Origin of the sequence: Bacillus sp. ES1-5, assembly GCF_022487605.1 — a bacterium.
Classification (GTDB): domain Bacteria; phylum Bacillota; class Bacilli; order Bacillales; family Bacillaceae_G; genus Bacillus_A; species Bacillus_A wiedmannii.
In genome coordinates, this window is sequence record NZ_JAKVPU010000001.1 from 886,431 (window position 1) to 911,731 (window position 25,301).

A 25,301-nucleotide genomic window follows, 5' to 3' on the forward strand; every position below is an offset into this window, starting at 1 on the left:
GTGACAGTATTATTAACAATCTGTATCATTGCCTGTTTCATTGTTTCATTTCTCGCCTTTATTTATCCTATCATTCCGGGCATCCTTGCTGTCTGGGCTGGATATTTAATTTACCATTTTGGTATAAATGGCGGAGAACTAACAACTTCCTTTTGGATTATTCAAGTCATTTTCACACTATTTATTTTCGTTGCTGATTTTATTGCAAATGGATATTTCTTAAAGAAATACGGGAGTTCTAAATGGGGAGAACGTGTCGGTATGATTTCTATCATTGTCGGTTCTTTCTTCTTCCCACCATTCGGTTTAATTATCATACCGTTCTTATCGGTATTTATTACAGAACTCATGCATAAAAAAGCGCCAAAAGACGCCTTTCTAGTAGGAGTTGCTACTGTAGTTGGTTTTTTAAGCAGTACAGTAGCGAAAGCCATTCTCCAAATCATTATGATTCTCATATTTGTATGTTATATCATCTTTTAACCATCCCAATTTCGGGATGGTTTTTTTAATATGAAATACCTACTCGACTATTCTCATATTTGTTTTCACTACACAGATTCCACGTAAATTGCGCTGTATCACCAACTGTTATTTTCGCTCCCCCTTCTGGTAATACATCTTTTTCAGTTCGATACACTCCTGTCACATCACCGTCTATTAAATGCGTCGGACAAACGACCGTCCAACATAAATTACTACTACTAAGTATCTTATATGCAGCTAAATGATCTTCTGCTGCTGTTGTCATTTTCCTTTTTGATTCAGCTGATTGAAAACGATATAAATTTAGATTTGTTCTTGCTTGTAAAATACCAGCTGTTCCTATTGTAATGATTTTATGAACTCCTTCTTCTTCCATTTGCTTAATAATTTGTGGCATACTCTTCGCCAACGTCCCATTTTGATCCGTTCCAAGTGCACTAATTACTATATCGCTTCCTTCTATCGCTTTCTTTATATCATTTTCATTCCATACATTACCTTCTATAACTCGTAACCTTTCATGATTTATCTCTATTCTATTTAAATCACGCGCTAATGCAGTCACTTCAGCTGTATCCTTTAATGCTAATTTTATTATGTTTGAACCTACTCGCCCAGTTGCTCCCAATATACATACTTTCATTTGTTTTCCCCCTCTTTCGTTCTTTCTCTATTTTTCAATAATCTTAATCAATTTTCAACAAAAAAGCTTCCTCATATATAAGAGGAAGCTCTATTATTATTTTATTTCTTTTCTTTAGAATCTGTAGACTTCTCAGTTCCACTTGTTTCTTTATCCTTTTTGTCTTCTTGTTGTGTTGTCGTATCGTCTTCTTTCTTCTTGTCCTCACCTTTACTACAACCTACCATTAATAAAGAACTTGCAAGTGCCATAGCAGTTAATGATTTAACCCATTTGTTCATTTGCGTTTCCTCCTTTAGATAGAATATGTACAACCCCCATATTACTCTCTATTTTTAAAGGAAAGATTGAAAAATAGTAAATAAACGGTAAATATTTGTAAATTTTCTAATAATAGATATGTACACCTAGTCTTTTTTTCTCCATGAAAAATAAAAAACTAAGGCGCTTATCTTTCCGCCTTAGTTTCTTATGCAAACTTCTCATTTTCATATACATGTTTAATCTTATACTCTTTCTTCACAACATATTGCCATACACTATAGGCATAACGATTCATTTTCAGGAAGCAATTTTCTAAAAACGAGCGGAATTCTGGATTCGCAACTTCAACTGCCACTTGAGCGAACTTTAGTGCTAACCGTTTTAAATGCGAAATATAACAAGTTGCAATATGGATATCCCCTGTATATTTACTATCAGTTTCCTTTTCCATTTCATGAGAATGAGATGAAATTGGTTCACAAGTTATATGCTGTACATTCTCTCCTTCTTGAAAATTCACTTGTTCATTATACGCTTGCAACATATATGGTAAATGATGCTGTAATAGCTCTTTTAATTCTTCGTCTCTTACCTCTCCTGTATACTCCCCAACCTTATAAATAAGCATATAACTATACCTCATTAATTCTTTCATACAATCCATGAAAATGCCTCCCTTCTCTTTTGTCTATATGTTATAAATATGATGCTATAACATTTGCTATTCTTGCTAAAAACCAATCCCACTTACTAATTTTCTCAAAGTCTTCTTCTGAAAATCTTTTTGATTTATGAAAGTCTTCTTTTAATCGGTTCCATACGTCAGCAACAACTGTTGTATCATATATGATACAGTTAGATTCACAATTTAAATAAAAACTTCTATTATCAAAATTCGCTGTACCTATATCAACAATTTCTCCATCAATGATTGTTACTTTCCCGTGAAAAAAACCATTCCGATATTGATAAATCTCCGCTCCAGCATGGTTCATCTCTCTCAAATACGGATAGGCAGCTTGTTTTAACAATACTGCGTCGCTTTTAAATGGTACGAGAATTTTCACATTGACACCTCGGTTTAATGCACCTTTCAACTCTTTCATCATTTCTTTACTTGGTACAAAATATGGCGTAGCAATAATTAAAGACTTTTTAGCCTGCTTTAAAAGCGCTCCATATTTTTCCCATAACCCTTTTCCATTTGAAAATAAATATTGATATTTTACATGCCCAATTGCAGGTAGACTTTTATGTACAGGCATTTTTTCTCCCGTATCTTCTTTCCAGTCAGCAGCAAATTTTCTTTCCATATCCGTAGCACCATTCCCATTGACTCGCACATGATAATCACGCCACGGACCAAATTTCGGATCTTGTCCAAGGTACTCCTTTCCAATGTTAAAGCCGCCGATATATGATATTTTTCCATCTATCGTAACAATGCGTCTATGGTTCCGTTGATGCAACGAATAGAATATACGTTGTAATTTAAGCTTTTTACTAAACGTAAACTGGACACCATTGCTTTTTAGTTGGCGAATTATCTTTTTCTTCAGCTTATATCCACCTATTCGATCGACTGACAATTTCACTTCTACTCCACTCGATGCCTTGTTCTCGAGTAACTGCAAAAACTCTTGGCTTATTTCATCTTTACCTACAATGTAAAAATGGACATATATGTACTTTTCTGCATTATGTATATCCTCAAATAATTTCTTATATAACTCTTCACCGTTCGTATAAAGTTGAAATTCACCTAATCGAACTTGGCCTAATTCATATTCACTAGCCATTTTTTTCCCCATTTCCACATCGATATTCATCCATATGAATACACCTATAAAAAAAAGGATTACAACGAAAAAGTGTTTCATGGATATTTTCCTTTCTCCACTTACTGTTATTTCTATATCTTCCCTTTTTTAATACATTATCATTCAAGAAAATATGTCATTACATGATATATGTCCATATCAAACGATAGCTCATTTGCATATTGTATGTTGTATCTTAAAATAAAAGGAGGAAATAACAATGGGCTTCGCACATGGTAATGGATTCGCGCTATTAGTCGTATTATTTATCCTCTTAATCATCGTCGGTGCTGCTTGCTTCTGCTAAGTAGCTATCGTCATATGATTTGTGGATGAAAAAACTATAAAAGCGGACACCTATTTTTAGGTGTCCGCTTTTCATATGAAAAACATTTCCGTTTGTTATTGTACCTTTAAAGACTACATATTCAACTCAAAAAGTTAGTAATGTAGCTACTTTCTTACTCTCTTCCTTACGTATATGGCGTTGTTCTGCACGTAACACAGCAATGCGATGTAATTCTTTCTCTTCTTCTGTTTCAGGGATTACTCGCGGCACTGGAACTGGATTATTTTCCTTACTAAGCGCAACAAAAGTAACAAATGACGTTGCTGCTATACGCTTCTCACCTGAAATTAAATCTTCTGCTACTACCTTCACAAATACTTCCATCGAAGTTCTACCCGTCCAAATTACAAATGATTCATAACTAACACAATCTGAAGAGCGAACAGGATGTAAGAAATCTACCCAATCCATAGATGCTGTGACACATTCTTTTCTTGCATGCCTCGTTGCTGAGATAGAAGCAACCATATCCATCTCGGCTAATATTTTTCCACCAAATAGCGTATTATGATCATTTAAATCTGTTGGAAATACTCGGCTCGTTTTAAACACTCTGGATTCATTAGCTGTTTTTCCCTTTACTTCAGTCATTGTTATCACCTCTTTGATTATTTAATCCGCTATTTGCAGACATTAAAACTCCCACCACAAAATTCGGCTGGAGCAAAGAAGTTCGGTAAGAGTTCCATTTCCCATTAACATTAGAACAGTATGAACTTACTATCACTACTCGTTTAATATTAACAACATTCAGAACTCTTAGTCCACAAAAAAGAACCGATGTGATCAATCGGCTCCTCTAAATACATATTGTTCTTTCGGCTGTTCAACTTTATTCCATTTCGTTACTTCTAAAACCGGAATGTTCGCATGGAACGGTTGATAAAATTCCGTTGATATTTCTCCTTCAACTTGAATCCAATCATCATTGTTCCATTCTACTCCTTCTGGTTTTTTCACTAACATACCATATACACCAGAATCCGCTACACAATGTATAATACCGAAACGGAATAAGAAATATTGTTCTTTTTTAGAAGAATCATCTTTAAAAACAAACCCTTTAAAAGATAATTTTTTCCCAGTAAACTCGCCAGGATAATTATAAATTGTTTCCATCCCTTTTAGGAAATCTTCATCTTTTAAAGTAATACTATCTTTCGTAACGAACTCTTTTTTCCCTTTTTCCATTACACCACGGTATCCTTCTTTCCCGTAATAAATGCTCGTATCAGGTCTTAGAAATTGCCTTGTCATAAATGGATCTTTACTTTCTGCTTGTGCTACTGGAAAATGAAACCCTTTCGCCTTAACAATATCTGAATCTAACGTTGCAATCGGGAAAAACAATCCTGAGACTATCGGAAAACAAAACAATGTGTACGAAAATGTTTTTTTCCACCATGTATTCTCATCTTTTGAATGGTCATGCCCGCAATGGCTATGATCGCAACCACAATTGTGCTGTTCTTTTTCTCTTTCTTTTTCTTTTTGATGTTCTTTTTGGAAAACGATAATAATTTGAACGACCGTTAAAAAACCTAAAATAATAGCTGCTGTTTTTGATAAATAGGCATACTTCATATTGATATACTTCGTAATATTACCTGAAATATGAAGCTGCGCGATTAAGATTGTAAAACCTAATAATATATATGCTCGAAACATAACCTACCACCCCATCGCATAAATGAGTAGTGAGCTTGCATAAACAACAAGTGTAACTGTAACTGTAACGACAATTACAAATTTCGTTTTAAATGTTGCAAGCATCATAAACATATTTTTAATATCCACCATCGGTCCGTATACGAGGAACGCGACAAGTGATGCTGTTGAAAATGTACTTTGGAATGACGAAGCAATAAATGCATCCGCTTCTGAACAAAGCGATAAAATGTAAGCTAGTCCCATCATAACAGCTGGTGAAGAGAACGGACCTTGTCCTATAGCAAGAAGTGTTGAAGTTTGTACGAACGTTTGAACTGCCGCTGCAATTAACGCACCTAATACTAAATATTTTCCCATCGAGAAAAATTCCTCAACAGCATGCGTACATACATCCCACATTTTTTTACGTAATGGACGCTTATGATTCACTTCTGGGAAGTGATCATCTCGTAATTGATGTTCTTTAAACATAAATGATAATATAATTCCAACGATAATTGCTACGATAATCGCTACAATAGAACGATACCATACCATGTGCATACTACTTCCAAAGGCAACATAAGTTGCAAATAATACGACCGGATTAATAATTGGCCCAGTCAACATAAATGCAATCCCAGCATATGGCGGAACCCCTTTTCCGATTAATCGTCTTACGATCGGAACGATTCCACATTCACAACCTGGAAACATCATACCTAAAAAAGTAGCCATTAAAACAGACAGAAAACGGTTTTTCGGCATCCATTTTGCTACCATATCCTCTGTCACAAACATTTGAATGAATCCTGAAATAAATACACCAATGAGCACAAAAGGAAGTGCTTCGATCAATATGGAGATAAAGATTGTATTCATTTGCAGGAATGCTTTCGGTAATTGAAACAATTCCATGATGTATTTCCTCCAACTTTTCATTAACAATATGTAATTTTAACCCCATTTTATGAATTGGACAAGGCTTATACGGAATCCCGTCCGTTCATATACATTACATTTTATAAGTTATATTCTATTCAAAACTTTGGATTTCATAGCAAAAAAGCTGCTCTAGCGCAGTTACATAACTATGCTAGAGCAGCTTTCTTCTCGTTAAAAGTAACGTTTCTTCCAAAAAACAAATGCTAATGTGAAAGATAGTGTTACACATATTATAAGTACAATTACAAAACCATGTGCTTCCCCTTCAAACGGAACCTTTACGTTCATTCCAAAGAAACTAGAAACCATCGTTGGTAATGATAAAATGATTGTAATAGACGTTAACAGTTTCATAACACTATTTAAATTATTTGATATAACGGAGCTAAAAGTATTCATCATTCCACTTAAAATGTGACTATATATTTCCGCCATTTCAATAGCCTGTTTATTTTCAATTAATACATCTTCTAATAAATCTTGATCGTCTTCATACATTTTTAAAAATGTACTGTTACGCATTAATTTTTGAATTACAATTTTATTCGCCTTTAATGATGTTGTAAAGTAAACTAAACTTTTTTCAAGGCCTAGCAATGTGAAAATCTCTTTATTTTTCATCGACTTATTTAATTGATGCTCTAAATCGATTGTTTTTCTGTTAATTTGCTTTAAGTATCTTAAATAATAAGTAGAAATCGTATATAAGAGCTGAAGTGCAAAGCGTGTCTTTTTAAACGTATAAAATTCTTTAATTCGTTGATTAATAAAACGTTCAAAAATTGGGTTTTCTTCTAAACAAATTGTCACAAAGCAATCTGGCATTACAATCATACCTATTGGAATCGTGTCATAAATCGAATTTCCTTCTTCATCATGTCTAACTGTTGGAATATCCACGATTATTAAAGTATTATTGTCTTCCTTTTCAATACGAGAGCGTTCTTCATCATCTAAAGGGTCTTTAATGAAATCTAAGTCTACATTTAAAGTTTGTACTAGATATTGAATTTCTTCTTCCGTTGGATGAAGTACATTAATCCAGCAACCCTTTTGCATTTCCTCAACCTCTTGTAGTTTTCCGTTTCGGTCTGTTAAATAAATATTTAACATACTATCACCCCGATTCTTTTTACATGTAGGAATCTACCTCTCTTACATAACAGTTTTTGAACCGCCATTCTCAGCATATGAAACATACGTTTAAATTTCAATAGAAAAATTATTTTGAAAACGTTTTTATAAGAAAAATATTCTAAACAAAGAAAAAGACAGAGTGCTCTCTGCCTTAAAAAGCTTATGTTGCCTTTATAACATATTTAGAAAGCATCCACAAGTTAAAGCCAACTGAAATCGTATAACCAGCGTATGTTGAAATAATAAAACTTACATAATCGAAATACGGAAGCAATACGATATTTAAAACTATCTTAACAATAATACCAATTACTAATCCTAGCACTGTTTTCTGTTGTTGATTAATTCCTTGTAACATCGCAGCTGTTACTGTAAAAAGCGAAAATAGTATACAGGCAGGAGCATAATACTGTAAAATAACTCTCCCCATCTCCGGATCATTTCCGGCACCAAATAAAAGAGTATATACTGGTTTTGCTAACAACATCATTCCAATCGCCGCTGGTACCGTAATACCTACTACTAATACATTCGTCCTCGTAAAATGTTTGTACAGTAACTTCACATTCCCTGCTGTATAGGCTTTTGTCATCTCAGGTACGAGAGACATACTAAAAGCAGTCGCAACGGAAACCGGGATAAGTACAACCATCTGGACAAGACCAATTATTGCATTAATCTTCTCCGCTTCTCCTTGCATATACCCTATTTGTATAAGTAGTTTATTAATTGTAAATGTATCAATCGTTTGATACAACGGAATTGCTAAACCAACTACAACAAACGGTATTGAATATGTAAAGAGCTCCTTATACAGTGAGAAGAAAGATTTCGTTGTTTGCGGTATACTTGCCATCTCTTTTTTCTTTAAGTGCTTTCTCCTCCTTATGTAATACGCACTTAAAACTGTTAACCCACCTATCGCTCCCATAAAAGCACCGAACGTTGAAATACCAACAGCTAGCGAGACAGAAGCTTTTAAAATATATAAAACGACAAAGCTTCCTATTAATATGGTTAAGACCCGAAAAAATTGCTCGACAACTACACTTAGAGCAGAAGGTCCCATCGATTGAAATCCTTGAAAGAAGCCCCTTAATAAACTCATTACTGGCACAAGTATTAACGCAAAACTTACAATTTGAATATTATTAGTGACAGCTGTTATACTATTCCCCGTTTGATCATTTCCATCGATTACAAGTTTAGCTAAATGTGGAGCTAATATATATAGCGCAAAACATGAGATGACTCCCATTATTAACATAAAAAAGATACCACTCTTCAGTACTCTCTTAACTGTATGATAATCATTCAGTTGATCATATTTTGATACCATTTTTGAAACTGCAAGTGGTAGTCCCATCGTCGCAATGCTGAGCATAATCGTATATGGGCGGTAAGCATACGTGTATAAAACGTACCCACTCGTACCGACCATTGCTGTAAACGGTATAACATATATAAATCCTAACATTTTAGATATCATCGTTGCCATCGTTAAAAATATCGTTCCACGTATAAACGGTGACCCTTTCATCACATTCCTCCGCTACGCTTTATTATTATACGTTATGGACAACTCTTTTTTTTTAGAACCGAAACAAGTAAAAAAGCCAATGAACAATCATTGACTTTAACGCGCTGCTTTTTTCTTTTTGAAATACTTTAAACCGAAGTATAGAGCAACAAAGAGAACAGCTCCTATAATTATGTAATGTGTGTAATCAGATGCATACTCTTTAATATGTCTCCAATTTCCACCAAGCTTTTCACCTAAGTATATAAATAGTATTGACCATGGAATAATCGCAACTACAGTATACAGTGTAAATAATTTTAACGGCATTTTAGCTAATCCTGCTGGAATAGAGATTGCATGACGTACGACTGGGATAAAACGTGCAGAAAAGATTACTCCTGCTCCGTAACGCTTAAACCAACCTTCCGCTATGTCTAAATGGTGTTTATTAATAAGTAAATATTTCCCATATTTCTCTACAACTGGACGTCCTCCATAGTACCCAAGCCAATATAAAAAGATTTGAGCTAACGTACCACCGATTGTTCCAGCAATAACTGCACCGACAAAGCTAATTTTACCATCTGCAACTAAAAAGCCCGCATACGAAAGTACAATTTCACTCGGGATAATTTCAATCATTAAAGCTAGCGCTACTCCAAAGTAACCTAAGCTTGCAAAAAATTGCAATAACTGATCTATTATGCTTGCTAACATTTTATTTTCTATCTCCTTTTTTCTTCACATACCATCCCATTATTACATAAAGGTCGCATTCTGCCAATATCTTCATTTCAACATTATTATCGGCATAAGCATAATTAATCTATTAAAGTTTCTTTTTGAGGTTCTTTCATGTAGGCAAACATTTCTTTAATTTGCTCTTCTGTATTTCTAGCAATCGATAAATTAGGCAATTCATTCTCACCAAAAAACTCCACATCTTCTGTTTCAATACTAGTTTTCTTTTCGCCACCAATAATCTTACAGCTAATAAAAATTTTATATACGTGTGTTGCTGAAGGCGATGGTTGATGTTTTTCTTTATCAAATATAGCGAGTAGTTTAAAATCATCTACTTCATAACCCGTCTCCTCTATAACTTCTTTCGCTGCTACTTCTGTTGGCGTATAGCCGATATCAGCCCATCCACCTGGCAATGCCCATTTCCCATCACTTTTTTCTTTCACAAATAATAACTTTTCATTTTGAAAAACGACTGCTCTTATATCAACTTTTGGTGTTTGATAACCTGTCTCATTTGCAAATAACTTCTCTACTATTTCCCAATCTGTCTTTGTGTAATGTGACATCATCGAAATGGAAATATCCCGTAATTGTTGGAAACGCTCTATATCATACACATCTTTAGAATACGTTAAACCTGCTTGGGCTATAGCTTGTATTTGTTTTACCCAATCAATCCATTTTACCGTCATGTTTCCACATCCCCCATACTCTTTTAAGTGAATAGTAAGTCAGTTTTGTTGATACATCTTTATTATACAAAAAAAGAGATTGATAATGTTCCAATCTCTTTCAAAATTAATCTAATTCATGTAAGTGGTCTTGTATATACTTTCTTCTTTTATTTATATATTCATCGATCATATCAGCTTCTTGATCAAATGTTTCTAATTTTTCTTTCATATATGGATCTTGTAGTAAATATGGACGAATCGATTCACACAAACTTTCAACTTTCGGCATCATAAACGAAACGGTAAATTGTTCTTCTAGTATTTCTTCCAAAATACTTCGGTATTGCTTTCTAAATACAGGTATATCTAACAATCTTGCACTTAACGTGTTATAGCCTTGAATGCGAATATACTCATGATTAAGTGGTCTCCCTTGTACATCTCGACCCCAAGTTGCATCATAATCCCACGGTATCACTTCAAATAAATTTGTTTCATCGTTATGATATAGTGCATAGTTATGAACGAAACCATCAAAGTTTTGTGTGAAAATAACGCCAGCTAACCACCTTAAATATTTATCAACATTTAGAAACTTCCCAATTTCTTTTTCATAAGCTTCCCTCGACAAAGCGTTCGCTTGAAATACAAATTCACTCAGTTGTTCTTCACTATTTTTATTCGAATATTTAAATTCATAACCCGCAAAGAGCTCGGTCTTAACATCTTTATCTCTCTCACTCATTAAAGAAAAATTCGCATCATCATCTATTGCATAATAAATAGAACCACTTGGTAATCCTCTATTTTTCAAAAAGTTTTCATCAACTGATTCTAACTGTAAATATACACCTTGAATTTGACCATTAATTTTTATAAATACATGTTGTGATTTTGGCGAAAGTACACCAATATCATGAAAAAAGTCTAAAGATAATTTGTTTCGTATAAGAGACGGATCCATAAACTCAGAATTTAAATGAATTTCTTTCGCACCTTGAAATTTTTTCGGTTTATAAAACATAACATGATATGACTTTTTCTCAAATTCGCGAATATGAGCCCCTCGGTATACGATATCAATGTCATACTTCTTTTTTCCATAAGTTAATTTTGCTGGCACTGGACTATCTGACCAAATGTCCTTTTTCAATTCCACTAAGTACATTGGATGAACAAAAAAATCATATGAAGGTAGCATGTTTTCTCATCCCTTCTCAGTTCTCTTCATTCAATGTATGCACCTTGCCTTGTCCATACATCCGCTATCATCTATTTATATAAAATTACACTCTTGTCCTGTTCAGAAAGACTTCATCTCTCATATCATGTTAAGGAAAAAGAATACCTTTTCACTTTAATACATGATAAGGAGGATTTCTATGAAACGTGATATTAGAAAAGCGGTTGAAGAAATCAAAAGTGCTGGGATGGAGGATTTTTTACATCAAGATCCAAGTGCTTTTGAGTGCGATGATGATAAATTCTCTCATCATCGATGTACAACGGGATGTAAATGTACAACTGGGGGTAAATGTCCAAGAACAAGATGTACTCGTGTGAAACATTGTACGTTCGTTACAAAATGTACGCATGTAAAAAAATGGACATTTGTTACGAAATGCACTCGTGTACGCGTTCAAAAATGGACGTTTGTTACGAAAGTAACGCGTAGAAAAGAATGCGTTTTAGTTACGAAAGTGACGCGTAGGAAACATTGTACGTTCGTTACGAAATGCATACGCTTTGAAAAGAAATTTTTCTGGACAAAACGAAGCTTCTGTAAAAAGTGCGAATTCTTCCCGCATAGAGACGGTCACTCGTGCGATGATTCATGTGATCATGGTAGAGACTGTCACGATAATGGACACAAATGGAATGATTGCAAAGGTGGACATAAATTCCCATCTTGCAAAAACAAGAAATTCGATCACTTCTGGTATAAAAAACGTAATTGCTAGTTTTTATGCCTACAAAAAAAGGCCGTTTTGCGGCCTTTTTTACGTTCATTCCGCTTTAATGGGCAGTAAGACCCCCACCTCAAAATTCAGCGAAAGCAAAGAAGTTAGGTGGGGGATCAACTGCCCATAAAAGTCCGATTGGTTCAACTAATAATCAGTGGGGGATGAAGAACCCCCCCACTGATTAAAGTTTCACTTTATTGAAAATGACTTATATCTGCAAATTGCTTCACTTCACCTTTATCTTCTTCAAATTCTATTATACTTAGACTAGCACTATGCATAAATGGATCATCCCACACATTTTCTATTTCAATACCCGCAAAATGTCCTACAAGTAGTTTTGCCGCTGCCGCATGGGAAACAATTAATATACTTTCTCCTTTATGCTTTTCTAAAAGAAGCTGCATCCCATCCATTACCCTTTTATAAACAGACTCAAAATTTTCTCCTGATGTTGACTGAAAAAGATGTGGCTCATACCAAAACAATTGTATTTCATCTGGGTATTCCCTTTCTATATCAGCGATTGTCTGTCCTTCCCATATACCCATGTTAATTTCATAGAAATGCTCATCCGCTATTATCGGTATATCACGATCGCCCTTTATTAACTCTGCAGTATGAAGGGTTCTTTCACTCGGACTACTATAGATCGCATGGATAGATAAATCTTTCATTCGGTCTCCTAATTGCTTTGCTTGTAACATACCATTTTCAGTTAAAGCAGAATTTTTCCGCCCTTGCATTCGTTTCGCTACATTCCATTCCGTCTCACCGTGCCTTGTTACATATACAGTTGTCTTCATTTCTCATTCCCCCTTACCATGTTGGCCGCAATTCCCACGGTTCTACTCGTCCTACAATCCATTCATCACATTTACTCTCAATTCCTTTTATTACCCCATCCGATATTTCTTCATGAGTAAGCCATCTCCCGTATGTATCTTCTAATATAAAACCTAATATTATTCTATGGTAGCTACATCGCGTACCACCTATTTTTTGTGCGGGTATACGCGACGCTTTACTACCTAAAATATGAAAAACATTGTATGTTTCAGACGACAAATCCACTTCTCTACAAATGAATGACAACGTATCCTTCGCACTTGCGTGGACCCATGCGACAACTAATGTTATTGGGCCATTCTGCACAATTGTGCTTTTAATAGCTAGCTTTACATCGTCATCATTATGATAATCTAACGGAAGACATGTGATACTTTCTGGCGCAGCACTCTCTCGCTTAACATTTTCTAATTTCACTTCATCTCGGCCAATAATAGAAACATGAAATCCTTGCTCACAAAGCCACATAGAAACTCTCTTTAGCATTCCTGTTCCACCAATTACTAGCGCATGCAACTTCTTCCCCCTTAGTAAAATGTCATATGAGGTTTATCTTCCCTATAATAATTAAGTCGGTCTTGCAATGTCCCTGAATGAAACTCAAATTTGTGGCCGTCAGGATCAACAAAATATATAGACTTACAATCCCTTACATCCCGTTCTCTTCCTTGTAAAATATGAACATCGTTTCCTTCTAATCGTTGCAGTAGACGTTCAAAGTCTTTCTGTTCTACAGAAAACGCAATATGCGTATAAGATTGATGAATCTCATTTCTTGGAATATGTGTTTCTTCATTAAGTGCTATCCATACCCCACATATATTAAAATATGCAAGTTTTCTCCCTTTAACTAATAATTCTCCTTCTAGCACTTTTTCGTAAAATGTAATAGAGTGTTCTAAATTAGATACTGAAAAACAAAGATGATTGATTCCTTTTAACAAAAGTAGCTCCTCCTTAAACAAACGAAAAGATGAGCGAAAATTCACTCATCTTTTATTATACTATTTCTTTGTAATATATGCCCATTTATAACTGAAGTCCCCACCAAACGTATGATTCGCAATACCTTTTACGTATGGTTTCTCTAAGTAAGCCGTACTTTGTTGGTACGTAGGAGAAATGGCAGCATCTTGACCAATTAAGATTTTTTCAGCTTCTGCAAGAGCATTCCAGCGTGCTTTATCATCTTTTAATAGCTCTCCTTTTGATTTCGCTACTAAATCATCATACTTCGGGTTAGAATAATCCATTTCATTAAATGAACTTCCAGTAACAAACATATCAATATAAGTCATTGGATCTGGATAGTCCGGACTCCATGCTGATAATGAGAATTCATATTCAAATTTCTTTTCTAACTCTAACTTCTGCTTATATGGTTGTTGTTTCAAATTCACTTTAATACCAGGTAGATTCTTCTCTAACTCTTCTTTAATAAAGTCGCCCACTTTTTTACGGCTACCGTTATCATCATTTAGAAATTCTACTGTAATTGTATCTTGGCCAAGTTCTTTCTTCGCTTCTTCCCATAATTTTTTTGCTTTTTCTGCATTGTCTTTACTATCACGGAAATTTTTATTTACAGAACGGAAATCTTTCCCATCTGGTCCTGTCGTAAATTTTTCAGGTACTAAGAAATATGCTGGTAATGATCCGTCATTTAAAATAACATTTGCAATTCCTTTTTTATCATATGCCAGATCAATCGCTTCACGAACTTTTTGATTTTTAAACGTTGCATTTTTCTGGTTAAAGCGCAAGAAATACATACGTGGATCTAACTTCGTTTTAAATTCGTCTGGCTTATTCTTTTTATATTTATCAACAAATTCAGAACTTAAAATAACACGGTCCGCTTGATCACTATCATATAAATTTACTCCCGTGCTCGTTTCCTTCACAATATTTACATTAATTTCTTCTAACTTCACAGTATCTTTATCCCAATAATTAGGGTTTTTCTTTAACTGATAACTTCTTTCATGTTTCCATTCACTCATCGTAAATGGTCCATTGTATAATAGTTTATCTGCTTCTAATGCATATTTATCCCCTTGTTCTTTCACATATTTTTCGTTTAAAGGGAAAAATGTTGGGAATGAAGTAAGCTCAAGGAAATATGGTGCAGGTTGCTCTAATTCTACTACTAACGTTTTATCATCCTTCGCTTTCACTCCTAATTGATCTAACGGTAATTCTCCTTTATTTACTTTCTGTGCATTTTTTACATCAAATAAAATAAATGCATACTCAGCAGCCGTAGCTTTATCTAATGCACGTTGCCATGCATATACAAAATCTTGCGCTCGAACCGAATCACCATTAGACCACTTTGCGTCTCGTAATTCAAATGTATATGTCTTTTTATCCTCACTAACCTTCACATCTTTTGCCATACCTGGAGTTGGTTTATTATCCTTATCTAAACGATATAACCCTTCCATTGCATTTACAAAGGCACGGAATGATACAGAGTCTGTCGATTTTGATGTATCCATTGAAGGAATTTCTGCTGTTTCTAGTAAGTTTAATACTTGCTTCTCTGCTGCCCCCTTACCTGCTTCTTTCTTCGTTGTAGATGCCTTCTCCCCATTTCCGCAACCAGCAACTAATACACTAGTCGATAATGCAACTGCAGCAATCGTTATTACCTTTCTCTTCATTCTTCCTTCCCCCAATCTATATGTATAAATGAAAGCTAGTATAATATATATTATTATACAAAAGATTCAGATTATTTCAAATATTATTTTTGTACAGTAAAAAAAGAAGCTGATAGAAAACTCTTCTATCCACTTCTTTTTCTATTTCTTTTACTTGTAATCCATCCTCTATATCAAATGGGTTTTGAACTTTAAATATTTCGTCCATTATCTTTAAAAATTCTTCCTCATTTTTAGATTCGCCGTTAATCGTAAGTGAGTACGGCTCAATTTCACCCAATTTATAATCAACAACAAATTGGATTTCCACCTTCTTCCTTGGCATATCAGGACTAACCCCTTGGAATTCTACTAATTCTAATCCTTCCGTTCCACGATAATATACCCAACCTGGATTTCTAAAGTAACTTTCAAACGATTCACCAATAGAAAAGAACGGATATTCATAAAGCGAGCTTGTACGAACTTTTTGAATAATATCTCGATCAGTCGGGAAAAAGAAATGACTGAAAAAGATACTAGCAACCGCTAAAATCGTAACGATTGTTGCTCCCATTTTACTCGTTCCACCACTATCACGGATGAGATAATTTTCAACCGATTCATCTTGAATTTCTCGTGCTTTTATTCGATATATACGCCTTTCTGCAAATTGATAATATAATCCATTCGCAAAAATCGCCATTCCAAATAAAATAAAAACGAGTAATAGAAACGTAAGAGGCACCATATTAATGATTGGTAATGCTACGTTGAAGCCCATATAATAAGAAAACGCATCACATGCTACTAATAACAGTAAAAATAATGCTGCAGGTACATAATACTTACGATATCCAAGCCAACCCACATTGAAAATAGCAGCCCAACCATTCCAGCTCCACCTAGCAATCCGCTTATCCTCAAGTTCCCATTTCCTTTTGTAATACCGATATTGTCTACCTACATATACTTCTAATTCCTTGTCTATTAGCGAGCATCCTTCACCTTGTTCAGTATGCAAAGTCCGCTGGCAACTTTCACAATTCAACTGATCTCCCTCGCAAAGTTGCCCACAATTTATACATTTCAAAACAATCCCTCTTCCCATCCATACGTCATTTCAAAATACCTTCGTGTTTTAATAACCACTCTTTCCTCCATAAACCGCCCGCATACCCAACAAGCTTCCCGCTCTTTCCTATTACACGATGACACGGAACGATAATTGAAATTGGATTACGACTATTTGCTCCTCCTATCGCTCGTACAGCTTTCGTATTTCCGACCTTCTCTGCAACATCTAAATATGAAGCACTTACGCCATAAGGTATAGTATAGAGCGCATCCCATACATTTTTTTGAAATGCTGTTCCCTCAGCAGACAGCGGGACCGTAAACTCTTTTCTTTTCCCCTTAAAATATTCATCTAGCTCATTTATACATTGATCTATCATTTCATTTTTATGTTCTTCTTGTCTCTCATCAACAAATATAACAGACGTAATTCCTTTATCGTTCGCTGTAATTTCCAGCAAGCCTAATTCACTTTCATAATAAGCCTGGTACATATGTCATCCTCCAATTCACTTTATATTAATTATTGTAACACGAATAGACAAAATTTTTCGTATAAGCGTTTTATTAGGGAAACAAAAACAAGAATGATACAATGTAAGAAAATTCAATCTAGGAGGCTATTGGATGAATTCTGAACTTTTTTCACCTTATACAATTAAGGACGTTACATTAAAAAACCGGATCGTTATGTCACCTATGTGCATGTATTCATCAGAAAACGAGGATGGCCAAGTAACTAATTTCCATCACGTTCATTACGGAACAAGAGCTGCTGGTCAAGTTGGTTTAGTTATGATCGAAGCAACAGCCGTGTTACCTGAAGGAAGAATTTCTAATAAAGACCTAGGTATATGGGATGATAGCCTAATTGAAGGCTTACATAAAACGACAACTTTTATACATGATAACGGCGCAAAAGCCGCCATTCAACTTGCTCATGCCGGAAGAAAAGCTGAATTAGAAACGGATGCTCTCGCTCCATCCGCAATTTCGTTTAATGAAACTATGAAAATCCCAGTAGAAATGAGTATACAGCAAATAAAAAAGACCATATTAGCTTTTCAAGAGGCTGCAATTCGATCCAAACAAGCTGGATTTGACGTTATTGAAATACACGGCGCTCACGGGTATCTTATTAATGAATTTCTTTCTCCACTTTCTAATAAACGGACTGATGAATATGGAGGTTCACCTGAAAATCGCTATCGTTTCTTACGTGAAATCATTGACTCAATAAATGAAGTTTGGAACGGACCGTTATTTGTTCGTATTTCAGCAAACGATTATCATCCTGACGGTTTAACGGTTCAAGATTACGTTCCATATACAAACTGGATGAAAGAACAAGGAGTAGATTTAATTGATTGTAGTTCTGGAGCTGTTGTTCCGGCACACATCGATGTATATCCCGGGTATCAAGTGCAATATGCTAAACATATTAAAGAACATGCTAACATTGCAACTGGAGCTGTTGGTTTGATTACGACTGGAGTACAGGCAGAACAAATTTTAAATAATAACGAAGCAGATTTAATTTTTATCGGACGTGAGTTACTTCGCAATCCTTACTTCCCAAGAATAGCCGCCAATGAACTTAGCTTTGAGTTAGAAGAACCGTATCAATACAAACGAGCACCGGGGAAAATCCATACGAATAAATAAAACCGAGAATAATATGTACTACTGAATCTAGAAGAATAAAAAGTATACTATAAGATAACGTATGTTATTTCATAATATCGTTTTAAGGTGGATCAACATTTTGTTTGATACACCTATTTTTTTATGTATTTATCTCCCGTTCTGAATATGCGACAGGGTCAAAAATCGAATTCCACAATCGTGATTACGAAAAAAAACAATTTCTCAGATTACATGAGAAATTGTTTTTTGATATAGTAGTATTCTACATATTAATTCGTTTGTTTCGTTTATAACTCCAACAATTTTAAGTATCATTTACAAATAAGAACGATGCGCTGGCCATGAACCTTGAAGCTTGCGAAGTTGTACAATTTGTCCTGTATGATAAGCATCGTACAAAAGGATGTTCATATTTTGTTGCCAAATTTTGTAAAGGAGGAGTTAATTGATTTAGTTCTGCTTCTTGAAGGGATATTAATGCAGATTGTAAAGCATCATGCACTTGAATTGTTCGCAACACTGTTTGTTGCCAAGCCCCCTCATCATTATTTTGTGGTGCAACAAATGTTTCATCTTCGTGTAAGCGGGCAAGTAGGCGTTCTGTGAACTACCCACCACTTAGTATCTCTTACGAGCCTACCCCGAGTGGGGGCTTCTCGGTTCATCGCTACTTTTGACAGCTAACGAATTTGTCCTAGGACAGCCGAGCTAACTCCCTTGTTCCAAAGGTTATTTTGTTACTATTTATGCCAACACTAATAAGCGGATGGCTTCCTTTTTGATATTGATCGCTGCATTATAATCACGGCCAATTATGAGTCCACACAAACACGCATACGTGCGTTCACATAATGGCATTTCTTTTTTATTTCCACAATTACTACACATCTTTGTAGAAGGAAACCATTTATCTATTTTTACAATCTGTTTTCCTTGTTCTTGTAGCTTATATGCTAAAAATGTCGTAAACATCCTCCAACCGTTGTCCGCTACACTTTTACCAAAGCGAAGTGCTCGTGACATACCTTTCATATGTAAGTCTTCGATTGCTACAACGTCAAAACTCGTAGCTAATTCTTTAGACTTATGATGAAGGAAATTTTTACGTTGATTGGCGACCTTTTCATGCAACTTCGCTACACGAATGCGTTGTTTATTCCAGCGTCCTGAACCTTTCACACGTCTTGCTAACACTCGCTGTGCCCTTGCTAATCTATCTAACATCTGACGATAAAAGCGAGGATAATTGGCTTTCTCATCTTCGCTACTCACGTATAATTCAGCCATTGCGAAGTCTAATCCAACTACACGTTCTACTTCTTTTGGAATGATTTCTTTTTCATATTCGGTCAAAATAGACACGTAATACTTACCAGTTGGTGTCATCGAAATCGTACACGATTTGATGATATGGTTTGGTGGTATTTCTCTATGTTGCTTCAGTTTCACCATTTTTAATTTCGGTAATTTGATATAACCATGAAATAACATAATATTTCCATTTACTCGATTCGTTGTATAGGATTTTCTACTCTTTTTGCTTTTGAATGTTGGAAAATCATTTTGACCACTAAAAAAATTCTTATACGCAGTTTGCAAATTTAATTGCGCGTTGGCCAACGCTAAGGAATCGACTTCTTTCAACCATTCATACTCCATTTTGTATTTCGCAGGAGTAGGGAATTTTTATTTCTTCAGTTCTTCCTTATTCGCTTTGTGTTTTTCATATGCTTCTTTTCGTTCAGCCAGCATTTTATTATATACAAATCGTACGCAGCCGAATGTTTTACGTATGAGATGTGCTTGTTCTTCTGTTGGATACAGACGAAATTTGTAAGCCTTATTCTGCTTTCCCATATCCATTCACCCCATTTTCCGCTTCATTTCCCATAAGCTATGACGGTAATCACACAACCTGAACACTACAAAATTATTATCTACTTTCATTGTTATACCAAACTTTACCTCTTATAAGAATAATTATATCAAAGGCGAAATAAATAGGAAAACCAAATGTTTGGCTACGCCAAACCGAAATTCATCTCCCACCTGCCACTAGACTATCGTCTTTCACACGCCTGAGGAAGGAGACTTCTTTCGGATAATACGTTAAAAACAAGTAAATGGTTTACATTTTCCCAAATCGCATTACTAGCTTTTCCTTCCGGTTGCCAACACGCTTGTGTAGCGGTAAGATCCTTTAACGCGTCTGATATAGGTGGATACCATGCTTCTTCGTAAAAAACTTGCTTAATTCCATTTTGCAACATTTCTTTTTTACTCATTCGTATATCCTCCTTTTGCAAATCCCAAAAAAATACGGAGTAGTACATATAGGACTTTTATATCTTCGGAACCCAATTCACTTCAGATTTTACTCAAACAGATATAAAAACAGATTATTTCCAAATAGAAAGTATATTCTATTTGATTTATTTGCATTACAAACAATGGATATATGATAGTAGTATATTTTCAAATGAAGTGAAACATTCTTATAACACGAAATCATCCGTTAGTATAATACGACTCTAAAAATAGCATTGCAATAAACGAGGTCACTTGTCGTACAAGATCAAGAGTGTTGGAGACGTATAAAGTGAAACTTTAATCCGCGGGGGTTTTGCTATCCACAAATAGCGGGATAAAAATGCGATTTGCATAATAAATTATCGTAAAAAAGGAGTGGGCTCCCCACTCCTTTTTTACTTTCTTATAATTGCTAAACTACATGTATTTACTATTCATTCAAGATTCAAACTTGATTTTTAATACATGCCATTTTTCTCGTTTTTTATTCTATCGTTGTAATTTCATTTGAGTTATAAATATAAATACCCGTTTCTTCTCGCAATGCAGTGATATACATCCCTTTCGCCACATCTTTCGCTGAAATTGGTTTATACTTTTTGAAAGCCCCTTTAAATATAAAAGGAATGATACGAGATAACTTTTCAGCCATTCGTTCACCGAAACGAAATTCTTGTCGATTTCCTACTAATAAAGATGGCCTAAAAATGTGAATACCACCAATGACTAACTTTTGTAATTCCTCTTCCATTCTCCCTTTAACTTGCGAATAAAAGAAGAACGATTTAGGTTTTGCTCCCATTGAGGACACAACAAGGAAATTTTGTACCCCTTGTTTTTCAGCTAAACAAGCAGCTCGTAACGTATATTCATAATCTACCTTTTTGAAATTTGCCTTTGTTTTTGCTTTTTTGATTGTTGTTCCTAGACAACTAAATACGTCATCTACAGCAAAAAACTCTTTATATTCCTCTAACACCGAAAAGTCTATTTGTTTTTGCTGTAACTTTTCATGTTGCCATTGCATTGGTTCCCTTACAAAAATAGTAACCGAATCGTAGTAATCTGATTCAAGTAATAGACGCGTTATCTCTTGTCCAACTAAACCACTTGCACCAAGTACTAACGCTGTTCGCTTATTCATATATGCATATACCTCTTATTTTACTTTTCTCTCCTTCAGTAAAATACAACTTTTAGGAGTTTCCTTCTCTCATTTTACCACAAGTAAAGCACTATGCGTACGCATAGTGCTTTACTCACTCTTTTTTCTCATCTTTCTCTCGCAATTTTGTTACTGTTGATGCATCTCCTAAATTACTTATTAATCTTCTTAAAAAAATTAAGACTAATGCTAATGGGAATACTACCGCTAATATCAATAAAATAGCTTCCATTAAGTAACCCAAACACTCATCCCCCCTCTACACCCTCCTTTCAAATATATGAACGTAGCGTTGTCACATATGCATGCATTCCTAAAAATAACACATCCAAATTTGACAACTTTATAACAAAAACAAATCGGAATGATTATTATTTATTGCAACTTTATAAAAGATGTATTATACTAAGTTCGCAAACTAAAACGTAATTATTCCGTTTTATATCAAAATGATATTTTTCTTCTATAATTGGGGAAAATATATCCGTAAAAAAAGAAAAGAGGAGAACTTCATGCCTAAAAGATTGACTATATTTTCATTCTTACTTATTTTCACTTTAATTTTTACTGGCTGCTCAAATAAGAAAGAAGGTCAGGCTAAGAAAGATGGAAAATTAACTGTTTATACAACTATTTTTCCTCTTGCTGATTTCGCAAAAAAAATTGGTGGCGACTATGTAACTGTTGAAGCGATTTACCCGCCTGGTGCAGATTCTCATACATTTGAACCAAGTCAAAAACAAACCGTACAAGTTGCAAAAGCTGATTTATTCGTTTATAACGGTGCTGAATTAGAACCATTTGCTGAAAAAATGGAAAAAGCATTGCAAAAAGAGAATGTTAAAATTGTAAATGCATCAAAAGGTATTGAACTGCGTACTTCTACTGAAGAAGAGCATCATGATCACGGAGACGGTCATAAAGAGGATGAACATCATCACGATAAAGACCCGCACATTTGGTTAGACCCTACTTTAGCAATGAAACAGGCAGAAAAAATTAAAAATGCACTTGTAGAATTACAACCCGATCATAAACAAGAGTTCGAAAAAAACTTCGCAGCACTTCAAACAAAATTTACTGATTTAGATGATCAATTTAAAGCAGCTGTTGCGAACGCAAAAACGAAAGACATTTTAGTTTCTCATGCGGCTTATGGATACTGGGAACAACGCTATGGCCTGAAACAAATTGCTATCGCTGGTATTTCAGCTTCTGATGAACCATCTCAAAAACAGCTTGCTGACATTACAAAAACAGTAAAAGAACATAATCTACAATATATTTTATTTGAAACTTTTTCTACTCCAAAAGTAGCATCTGTAATTCAAAAAGAAACGGGTACAAAAATTTTACGCTTAAATCATCTTGCTACTATTTCTGAAGATGATGCGAAGAGCAATAAAGATTATTTCACTTTAATGGAAGAAAACGTAAACACATTGAAAGAAGCTACTAACTAATCAATTTTTTAAAAGAAGCTGAATATGTCATTCAGCTTCTTTTTTATTTGTTCTTACTTGACTTGACCAAAATAACAAGTAAAATTATCCATATTAGCTTTTAAGCTATATTAATTTAGAAGGTGAGTTGGAATTATGACTCTTCACATTTGTGAAGTAACAGCAAAAAATTGGCGTTCGGTAGCTGCTTTAAACGTCGCAAAAGACCAGCAGCAATTTATTGAAAGCAATGCGTTTTCTCTAGCAGAATCATTATTTGAAGGAAACGGAACGTCAATAGGTTTATACGATGGAGAAACACTTGTAGGATATGCAATGTACGGATGGTATTGGGAAAAACGTAAAAGTGTGTGGTTAGATCGCTTTATGATTGACCAGCAATATCAAGGAAAAGGATACGCAAAACGTTTCCTTCGTATACTCATTCAATTCTTACAAGATAAATTTGAATGTAAAATAATTTATTTAAGTTTACATCCAGACAACAAACTCGCAATGGGATTATACGAGTCATTTGGCTTCCGCTTAAATGGCGATATTGATGACGAAGGCCCAGTTGTAGGTGTTGTAATGGAGTTACTATTAGATGAACATACAAGCCTGTGAAAACAGGCTTTTTATTATTTATTTATCAATGTCACATTTTCTATATTTAATTTCTTCTCCCTATTTGCTTCGCTTTTACAATCTAGTATTACCTCTGTAAAATGCTCATTCGATTGAATTAAATGAATTACTTGATTGTTTAAATGGATTATTATTTCACCTCCCTCATTTGTAACATCTGAAAATAGACAACTAATTATTTCTCTATCTTCTTTTGTTATTTCTCCATATAGCTTTACCGCAATTATTCCTAAAATGCCCTGTTCCACACTATTGGGATACATATATTTCTCCATATATTCTCTGCTCTTTTGATCATCCATTTGTTGTAGAAAGAATTGAAACGGCATCCCCTTCATAGGCTGTATGTATGCATTTTTCCACGGCATAGTTTTCTTAAACAAATTAAAAAACCACTTATATTGTAATGGTTCTGGTTTTGTAATTTCAATTCCACCTTCTATCATTTTTTCATACACTTTATCTATATTTTCAACATCAATCGCTAGTCCGATTAACCCTCGATGGCCAGCATAATATTTCTGAACCCACTCTTGTACCCAGCCACCACCATCTTTTGTTTTTACTCTTACTAATTCTAAATATTCTTTTCCAATCCATACGTTAGATACTTTAAATCCTTTCGTTCCCTTTCCCCATTTCGGAGCATATGGAAGTCCGATAGAATGTACGTTTTTTATCATTCCCTTATTTTCTTGTATCTCTTTATTTACATTTACAACAAGATGATCAATTTTCATATTCTTCCCACCATATTTTTATTTTTTTAATAGCTTTTCTAACTTATGAATAAATCGAAGTTGCATCTCACATTGTTCATACATATTTTCGAAAATAAGTTTCACATACTCTGGTGCATGATCTTTCAGTCTTTCTCCTTCCCTCATTTCTTCATAAGTAGCTAATATTTCTCTTTTTTGTTCATCTAAAGCTTCTAAAATCTCTTCTCTCATACCCTTTTCTTCTGAAAGAAAAGTTAATGCTGTATATAAATGTTTCGGAAACACAACTGATGACTTTTGAAACGACTCCTTTAATAGTCTTTTAAATTCTTGACTTCCCTTTTCTGTAATACAATATATCGTTTTTGAACGTCTACCAGTCATTTCAATTGCTTTTACTTGAATTAATTCCTCATTTGTCATTTTTTTTAACGCGTGATAAATAGAAGCCGGGAACACCTCTGCCCATTTACTACTTTGCACCATATGTAGAGCCTGCTGTATTTCATAACCAGATAGCGACTCCCTTTTAGTAAGCAATCCAAGAATCATTAAACGCACTTTTTATCCCCCTACCCTAACAAAATACTAAATG

The 25,301-nt window shown here is 34.6% G+C and carries 28 protein-coding genes and 3 pseudogenes; 6 read left to right on the forward strand and 25 right to left on the reverse strand.

Annotated elements, in window-relative coordinates:
• Positions 1-483: a DUF456 domain-containing protein gene (locus tag MKO96_RS04570; protein ID WP_076537057.1), complete on the forward strand. Its 483-nt coding sequence runs from the start codon at positions 1-3 to the stop codon at positions 481-483.
• 25 nt (positions 484-508) lie between these two features.
• Here the strand turns inward: MKO96_RS04570 and MKO96_RS04575 are convergent, their stop codons facing one another.
• From MKO96_RS04575 to cls, 4 genes are all read right to left on the reverse strand, one after another.
• Positions 509-1,129, reverse strand: coding sequence for an NAD(P)-dependent oxidoreductase (locus MKO96_RS04575; RefSeq protein ID WP_098274994.1), 621 nt, complete (start codon positions 1,127-1,129; stop codon positions 509-511).
• A gap of 101 nt (positions 1,130-1,230) precedes the next feature.
• On the reverse strand, positions 1,231-1,410 hold the full coding sequence (locus MKO96_RS04580; protein ID WP_001045960.1) for a hypothetical protein: 180 nt from the start codon (positions 1,408-1,410) through the stop codon (positions 1,231-1,233).
• Between the two features lie 188 nt (positions 1,411-1,598).
• Complete coding sequence (locus tag MKO96_RS04585) at positions 1,599-2,057, reverse strand: spore coat protein (protein ID WP_087980890.1); 459 nt, start codon at positions 2,055-2,057, stop codon at positions 1,599-1,601.
• Between the two features lie 31 nt (positions 2,058-2,088).
• Positions 2,089-3,273: a cardiolipin synthase gene (cls, locus tag MKO96_RS04590; protein ID WP_240586825.1), complete on the reverse strand. Its 1,185-nt coding sequence runs from the start codon at positions 3,271-3,273 to the stop codon at positions 2,089-2,091.
• Between the two features lie 160 nt (positions 3,274-3,433).
• Between cls and MKO96_RS04595 the strand changes: the two genes are divergently transcribed.
• A complete protein-coding gene (locus MKO96_RS04595) occupies positions 3,434-3,520 on the forward strand; it encodes a YjcZ family sporulation protein (protein WP_000505094.1) in 87 nt (28 codons plus the stop codon).
• A gap of 126 nt (positions 3,521-3,646) precedes the next feature.
• Here the strand turns inward: MKO96_RS04595 and MKO96_RS04600 are convergent, their stop codons facing one another.
• From MKO96_RS04600 to cotH, 8 genes are all read right to left on the reverse strand, one after another.
• Positions 3,647-4,153, reverse strand: coding sequence for an acyl-CoA thioesterase (locus MKO96_RS04600; RefSeq protein ID WP_140386802.1), 507 nt, complete (start codon positions 4,151-4,153; stop codon positions 3,647-3,649).
• Between the two features lie 195 nt (positions 4,154-4,348).
• On the reverse strand, positions 4,349-5,230 hold the full coding sequence (locus MKO96_RS04605) for a TIGR03943 family putative permease subunit (protein WP_240586826.1): 882 nt from the start codon (positions 5,228-5,230) through the stop codon (positions 4,349-4,351).
• Positions 5,231-5,233: 3 nt separating this feature from the next.
• Positions 5,234-6,130 carry a permease gene (locus MKO96_RS04610; RefSeq protein WP_000418724.1) on the reverse strand — a complete coding sequence of 299 codons (897 nt, stop codon included), beginning with the start codon at positions 6,128-6,130 and terminating at the stop codon, positions 5,234-5,236.
• Between the two features lie 198 nt (positions 6,131-6,328).
• On the reverse strand, positions 6,329-7,270 hold the full coding sequence (locus MKO96_RS04615; protein WP_000932392.1) for a magnesium transporter CorA family protein: 942 nt from the start codon (positions 7,268-7,270) through the stop codon (positions 6,329-6,331).
• A gap of 184 nt (positions 7,271-7,454) precedes the next feature.
• Positions 7,455-8,834 carry a putative polysaccharide biosynthesis protein gene (locus MKO96_RS04620; RefSeq protein ID WP_087980887.1) on the reverse strand — a complete coding sequence of 460 codons (1,380 nt, stop codon included), beginning with the start codon at positions 8,832-8,834 and terminating at the stop codon, positions 7,455-7,457.
• A 96-nt stretch (positions 8,835-8,930) separates the two neighbouring features.
• The gene (gene uptA, locus MKO96_RS04625; protein WP_000881202.1) at positions 8,931-9,533 is read right to left on the reverse strand and encodes an undecaprenyl phosphate transporter UptA; all 603 of its coding nucleotides are present in this window, start codon (positions 9,531-9,533) and stop codon (positions 8,931-8,933) included.
• Positions 9,534-9,637: 104 nt separating this feature from the next.
• Positions 9,638-10,255, reverse strand: a complete 618-nt coding sequence (locus MKO96_RS04630; RefSeq protein ID WP_240586827.1) for an NUDIX hydrolase N-terminal domain-containing protein — start codon at positions 10,253-10,255, stop codon at positions 9,638-9,640.
• A 106-nt stretch (positions 10,256-10,361) separates the two neighbouring features.
• Positions 10,362-11,438, reverse strand: coding sequence for a spore coat protein CotH (cotH, locus tag MKO96_RS04635; protein WP_240586828.1), 1,077 nt, complete (start codon positions 11,436-11,438; stop codon positions 10,362-10,364).
• A gap of 181 nt (positions 11,439-11,619) precedes the next feature.
• Between cotH and exsB the strand changes: the two genes are divergently transcribed.
• A complete protein-coding gene (exsB, locus tag MKO96_RS04640) occupies positions 11,620-12,198 on the forward strand; it encodes an exosporium protein ExsB (RefSeq protein ID WP_016088231.1) in 579 nt (192 codons plus the stop codon).
• 197 nt (positions 12,199-12,395) lie between these two features.
• On the opposite strand, the gene MKO96_RS04645 is transcribed toward exsB, so the two are convergent.
• The 6 genes from MKO96_RS04645 to MKO96_RS04670 form a co-directional block, all read right to left on the reverse strand.
• Entirely contained in the window at positions 12,396-13,007 is a 612-nt protein-coding gene (locus tag MKO96_RS04645) for a phosphoserine phosphatase 1 (RefSeq protein WP_240586829.1), read from the reverse strand.
• Between the two features lie 13 nt (positions 13,008-13,020).
• Entirely contained in the window at positions 13,021-13,566 is a 546-nt protein-coding gene (locus tag MKO96_RS04650) for a short-chain dehydrogenase (RefSeq protein ID WP_087980883.1), read from the reverse strand.
• An 11-nt stretch (positions 13,567-13,577) separates the two neighbouring features.
• Positions 13,578-13,994 carry a FosBx1 family fosfomycin resistance bacillithiol transferase gene (gene fosB, locus MKO96_RS04655; RefSeq protein ID WP_240586830.1) on the reverse strand — a complete coding sequence of 139 codons (417 nt, stop codon included), beginning with the start codon at positions 13,992-13,994 and terminating at the stop codon, positions 13,578-13,580.
• A 60-nt stretch (positions 13,995-14,054) separates the two neighbouring features.
• Positions 14,055-15,716 (reverse strand): peptide ABC transporter substrate-binding protein, encoded by a 1,662-nt coding sequence (locus MKO96_RS04660; protein WP_087980881.1) that lies wholly within the window; start codon positions 15,714-15,716, stop codon positions 14,055-14,057.
• A 76-nt stretch (positions 15,717-15,792) separates the two neighbouring features.
• Positions 15,793-16,806 carry a DUF2628 domain-containing protein gene (locus MKO96_RS04665; RefSeq protein ID WP_087980880.1) on the reverse strand — a complete coding sequence of 338 codons (1,014 nt, stop codon included), beginning with the start codon at positions 16,804-16,806 and terminating at the stop codon, positions 15,793-15,795.
• Positions 16,807-16,813: 7 nt separating this feature from the next.
• Positions 16,814-17,266: a methylated-DNA--[protein]-cysteine S-methyltransferase gene (locus MKO96_RS04670; protein ID WP_240586831.1), complete on the reverse strand. Its 453-nt coding sequence runs from the start codon at positions 17,264-17,266 to the stop codon at positions 16,814-16,816.
• A 133-nt stretch (positions 17,267-17,399) separates the two neighbouring features.
• Between MKO96_RS04670 and namA the strand changes: the two genes are divergently transcribed.
• Positions 17,400-18,437, forward strand: coding sequence for an NADPH dehydrogenase NamA (gene namA / locus MKO96_RS04675; RefSeq protein WP_240586832.1), 1,038 nt, complete (start codon positions 17,400-17,402; stop codon positions 18,435-18,437).
• A 297-nt stretch (positions 18,438-18,734) separates the two neighbouring features.
• Here namA and MKO96_RS04680 read toward each other — a convergent pair.
• The 5 genes and pseudogenes from MKO96_RS04680 to MKO96_RS04700 all read right to left on the reverse strand — a co-directional run.
• A pseudogene (locus MKO96_RS04680) lies at positions 18,735-19,026 on the reverse strand (DinB family protein); the annotation flags it as partial.
• A 137-nt stretch (positions 19,027-19,163) separates the two neighbouring features.
• A pseudogene (locus MKO96_RS04685) lies at positions 19,164-20,276 on the reverse strand (RNA-guided endonuclease TnpB family protein).
• A 254-nt stretch (positions 20,277-20,530) separates the two neighbouring features.
• Positions 20,531-20,704 (reverse strand): annotated as a pseudogene (locus MKO96_RS04690) (DinB family protein); the annotation flags it as partial.
• Positions 20,705-21,213: 509 nt separating this feature from the next.
• Positions 21,214-21,873 carry an oxidoreductase gene (locus MKO96_RS04695; protein ID WP_001042750.1) on the reverse strand — a complete coding sequence of 220 codons (660 nt, stop codon included), beginning with the start codon at positions 21,871-21,873 and terminating at the stop codon, positions 21,214-21,216.
• Between the two features lie 115 nt (positions 21,874-21,988).
• On the reverse strand, positions 21,989-22,138 hold the full coding sequence (locus MKO96_RS04700) for a hypothetical protein (RefSeq protein WP_000540924.1): 150 nt from the start codon (positions 22,136-22,138) through the stop codon (positions 21,989-21,991).
• 268 nt (positions 22,139-22,406) lie between these two features.
• Between MKO96_RS04700 and MKO96_RS04705 the strand changes: the two genes are divergently transcribed.
• A complete protein-coding gene (locus tag MKO96_RS04705) occupies positions 22,407-23,357 on the forward strand; it encodes a metal ABC transporter substrate-binding protein (protein WP_240586833.1) in 951 nt (316 codons plus the stop codon).
• A 135-nt stretch (positions 23,358-23,492) separates the two neighbouring features.
• Complete coding sequence (locus MKO96_RS04710) at positions 23,493-23,963, forward strand: GNAT family N-acetyltransferase (protein ID WP_240586834.1); 471 nt, start codon at positions 23,493-23,495, stop codon at positions 23,961-23,963.
• A gap of 14 nt (positions 23,964-23,977) precedes the next feature.
• Here MKO96_RS04710 and MKO96_RS04715 read toward each other — a convergent pair whose 3' ends face one another.
• Together MKO96_RS04715 and MKO96_RS04720 are read right to left on the reverse strand one after the other, a co-directional pair.
• Positions 23,978-24,724: a VOC family protein gene (locus tag MKO96_RS04715; protein WP_240586835.1), complete on the reverse strand. Its 747-nt coding sequence runs from the start codon at positions 24,722-24,724 to the stop codon at positions 23,978-23,980.
• 18 nt (positions 24,725-24,742) lie between these two features.
• Positions 24,743-25,267 carry a PadR family transcriptional regulator gene (locus MKO96_RS04720; RefSeq protein ID WP_016088244.1) on the reverse strand — a complete coding sequence of 175 codons (525 nt, stop codon included), beginning with the start codon at positions 25,265-25,267 and terminating at the stop codon, positions 24,743-24,745.
• Between the last annotated feature and the right edge of the window lie 34 nt (positions 25,268-25,301).

What these genes read in the sequence shown, in the direction of transcription:
- MKO96_RS04715 (WP_240586835.1), bottom strand. Translation starts at nt 24,724, where the DNA reads ATGAAAATTGATCATCTTGTTGTAAATGTAAATAAAGAGATACAAGAA.
- MKO96_RS04710 (WP_240586834.1), top strand. Translation starts at nt 23,493, where the DNA reads ATGACTCTTCACATTTGTGAAGTAACAGCAAAAAATTGGCGTTCGGTA.
- namA (WP_240586832.1), top strand. Translation starts at nt 17,400, where the DNA reads ATGAATTCTGAACTTTTTTCACCTTATACAATTAAGGACGTTACATTA.
- MKO96_RS04630 (WP_240586827.1), bottom strand. Translation starts at nt 10,255, where the DNA reads ATGACGGTAAAATGGATTGATTGGGTAAAACAAATACAAGCTATAGCC.
- MKO96_RS04645 (WP_240586829.1), bottom strand. Translation starts at nt 13,007, where the DNA reads ATGAAGACAACTGTATATGTAACAAGGCACGGTGAGACGGAATGGAAT.
- MKO96_RS04580 (WP_001045960.1), bottom strand. Translation starts at nt 1,410, where the DNA reads ATGAACAAATGGGTTAAATCATTAACTGCTATGGCACTTGCAAGTTCT.
- MKO96_RS04615 (WP_000932392.1), bottom strand. Translation starts at nt 7,270, where the DNA reads ATGTTAAATATTTATTTAACAGACCGAAACGGAAAACTACAAGAGGTT.
- MKO96_RS04610 (WP_000418724.1), bottom strand. Translation starts at nt 6,130, where the DNA reads ATGGAATTGTTTCAATTACCGAAAGCATTCCTGCAAATGAATACAATC.
- MKO96_RS04660 (WP_087980881.1), bottom strand. Translation starts at nt 15,716, where the DNA reads ATGAAGAGAAAGGTAATAACGATTGCTGCAGTTGCATTATCGACTAGT.
- uptA (WP_000881202.1), bottom strand. Translation starts at nt 9,533, where the DNA reads ATGTTAGCAAGCATAATAGATCAGTTATTGCAATTTTTTGCAAGCTTA.
- MKO96_RS04585 (WP_087980890.1), bottom strand. Translation starts at nt 2,057, where the DNA reads ATGGATTGTATGAAAGAATTAATGAGGTATAGTTATATGCTTATTTAT.
- MKO96_RS04595 (WP_000505094.1), top strand. Translation starts at nt 3,434, where the DNA reads ATGGGCTTCGCACATGGTAATGGATTCGCGCTATTAGTCGTATTATTT.
- MKO96_RS04695 (WP_001042750.1), bottom strand. Translation starts at nt 21,873, where the DNA reads ATGAATAAGCGAACAGCGTTAGTACTTGGTGCAAGTGGTTTAGTTGGA.
- exsB (WP_016088231.1), top strand. Translation starts at nt 11,620, where the DNA reads ATGAAACGTGATATTAGAAAAGCGGTTGAAGAAATCAAAAGTGCTGGG.
- MKO96_RS04605 (WP_240586826.1), bottom strand. Translation starts at nt 5,230, where the DNA reads ATGTTTCGAGCATATATATTATTAGGTTTTACAATCTTAATCGCGCAG.
- MKO96_RS04665 (WP_087980880.1), bottom strand. Translation starts at nt 16,806, where the DNA reads ATGGGAAGAGGGATTGTTTTGAAATGTATAAATTGTGGGCAACTTTGC.
- MKO96_RS04670 (WP_240586831.1), bottom strand. Translation starts at nt 17,266, where the DNA reads ATGTACCAGGCTTATTATGAAAGTGAATTAGGCTTGCTGGAAATTACA.
- cotH (WP_240586828.1), bottom strand. Translation starts at nt 11,438, where the DNA reads ATGCTACCTTCATATGATTTTTTTGTTCATCCAATGTACTTAGTGGAA.
- MKO96_RS04705 (WP_240586833.1), top strand. Translation starts at nt 22,407, where the DNA reads ATGCCTAAAAGATTGACTATATTTTCATTCTTACTTATTTTCACTTTA.
- MKO96_RS04575 (WP_098274994.1), bottom strand. Translation starts at nt 1,129, where the DNA reads ATGAAAGTATGTATATTGGGAGCAACTGGGCGAGTAGGTTCAAACATA.
- MKO96_RS04620 (WP_087980887.1), bottom strand. Translation starts at nt 8,834, where the DNA reads ATGAAAGGGTCACCGTTTATACGTGGAACGATATTTTTAACGATGGCA.
- MKO96_RS04600 (WP_140386802.1), bottom strand. Translation starts at nt 4,153, where the DNA reads ATGACTGAAGTAAAGGGAAAAACAGCTAATGAATCCAGAGTGTTTAAA.
- cls (WP_240586825.1), bottom strand. Translation starts at nt 3,273, where the DNA reads ATGAAACACTTTTTCGTTGTAATCCTTTTTTTTATAGGTGTATTCATA.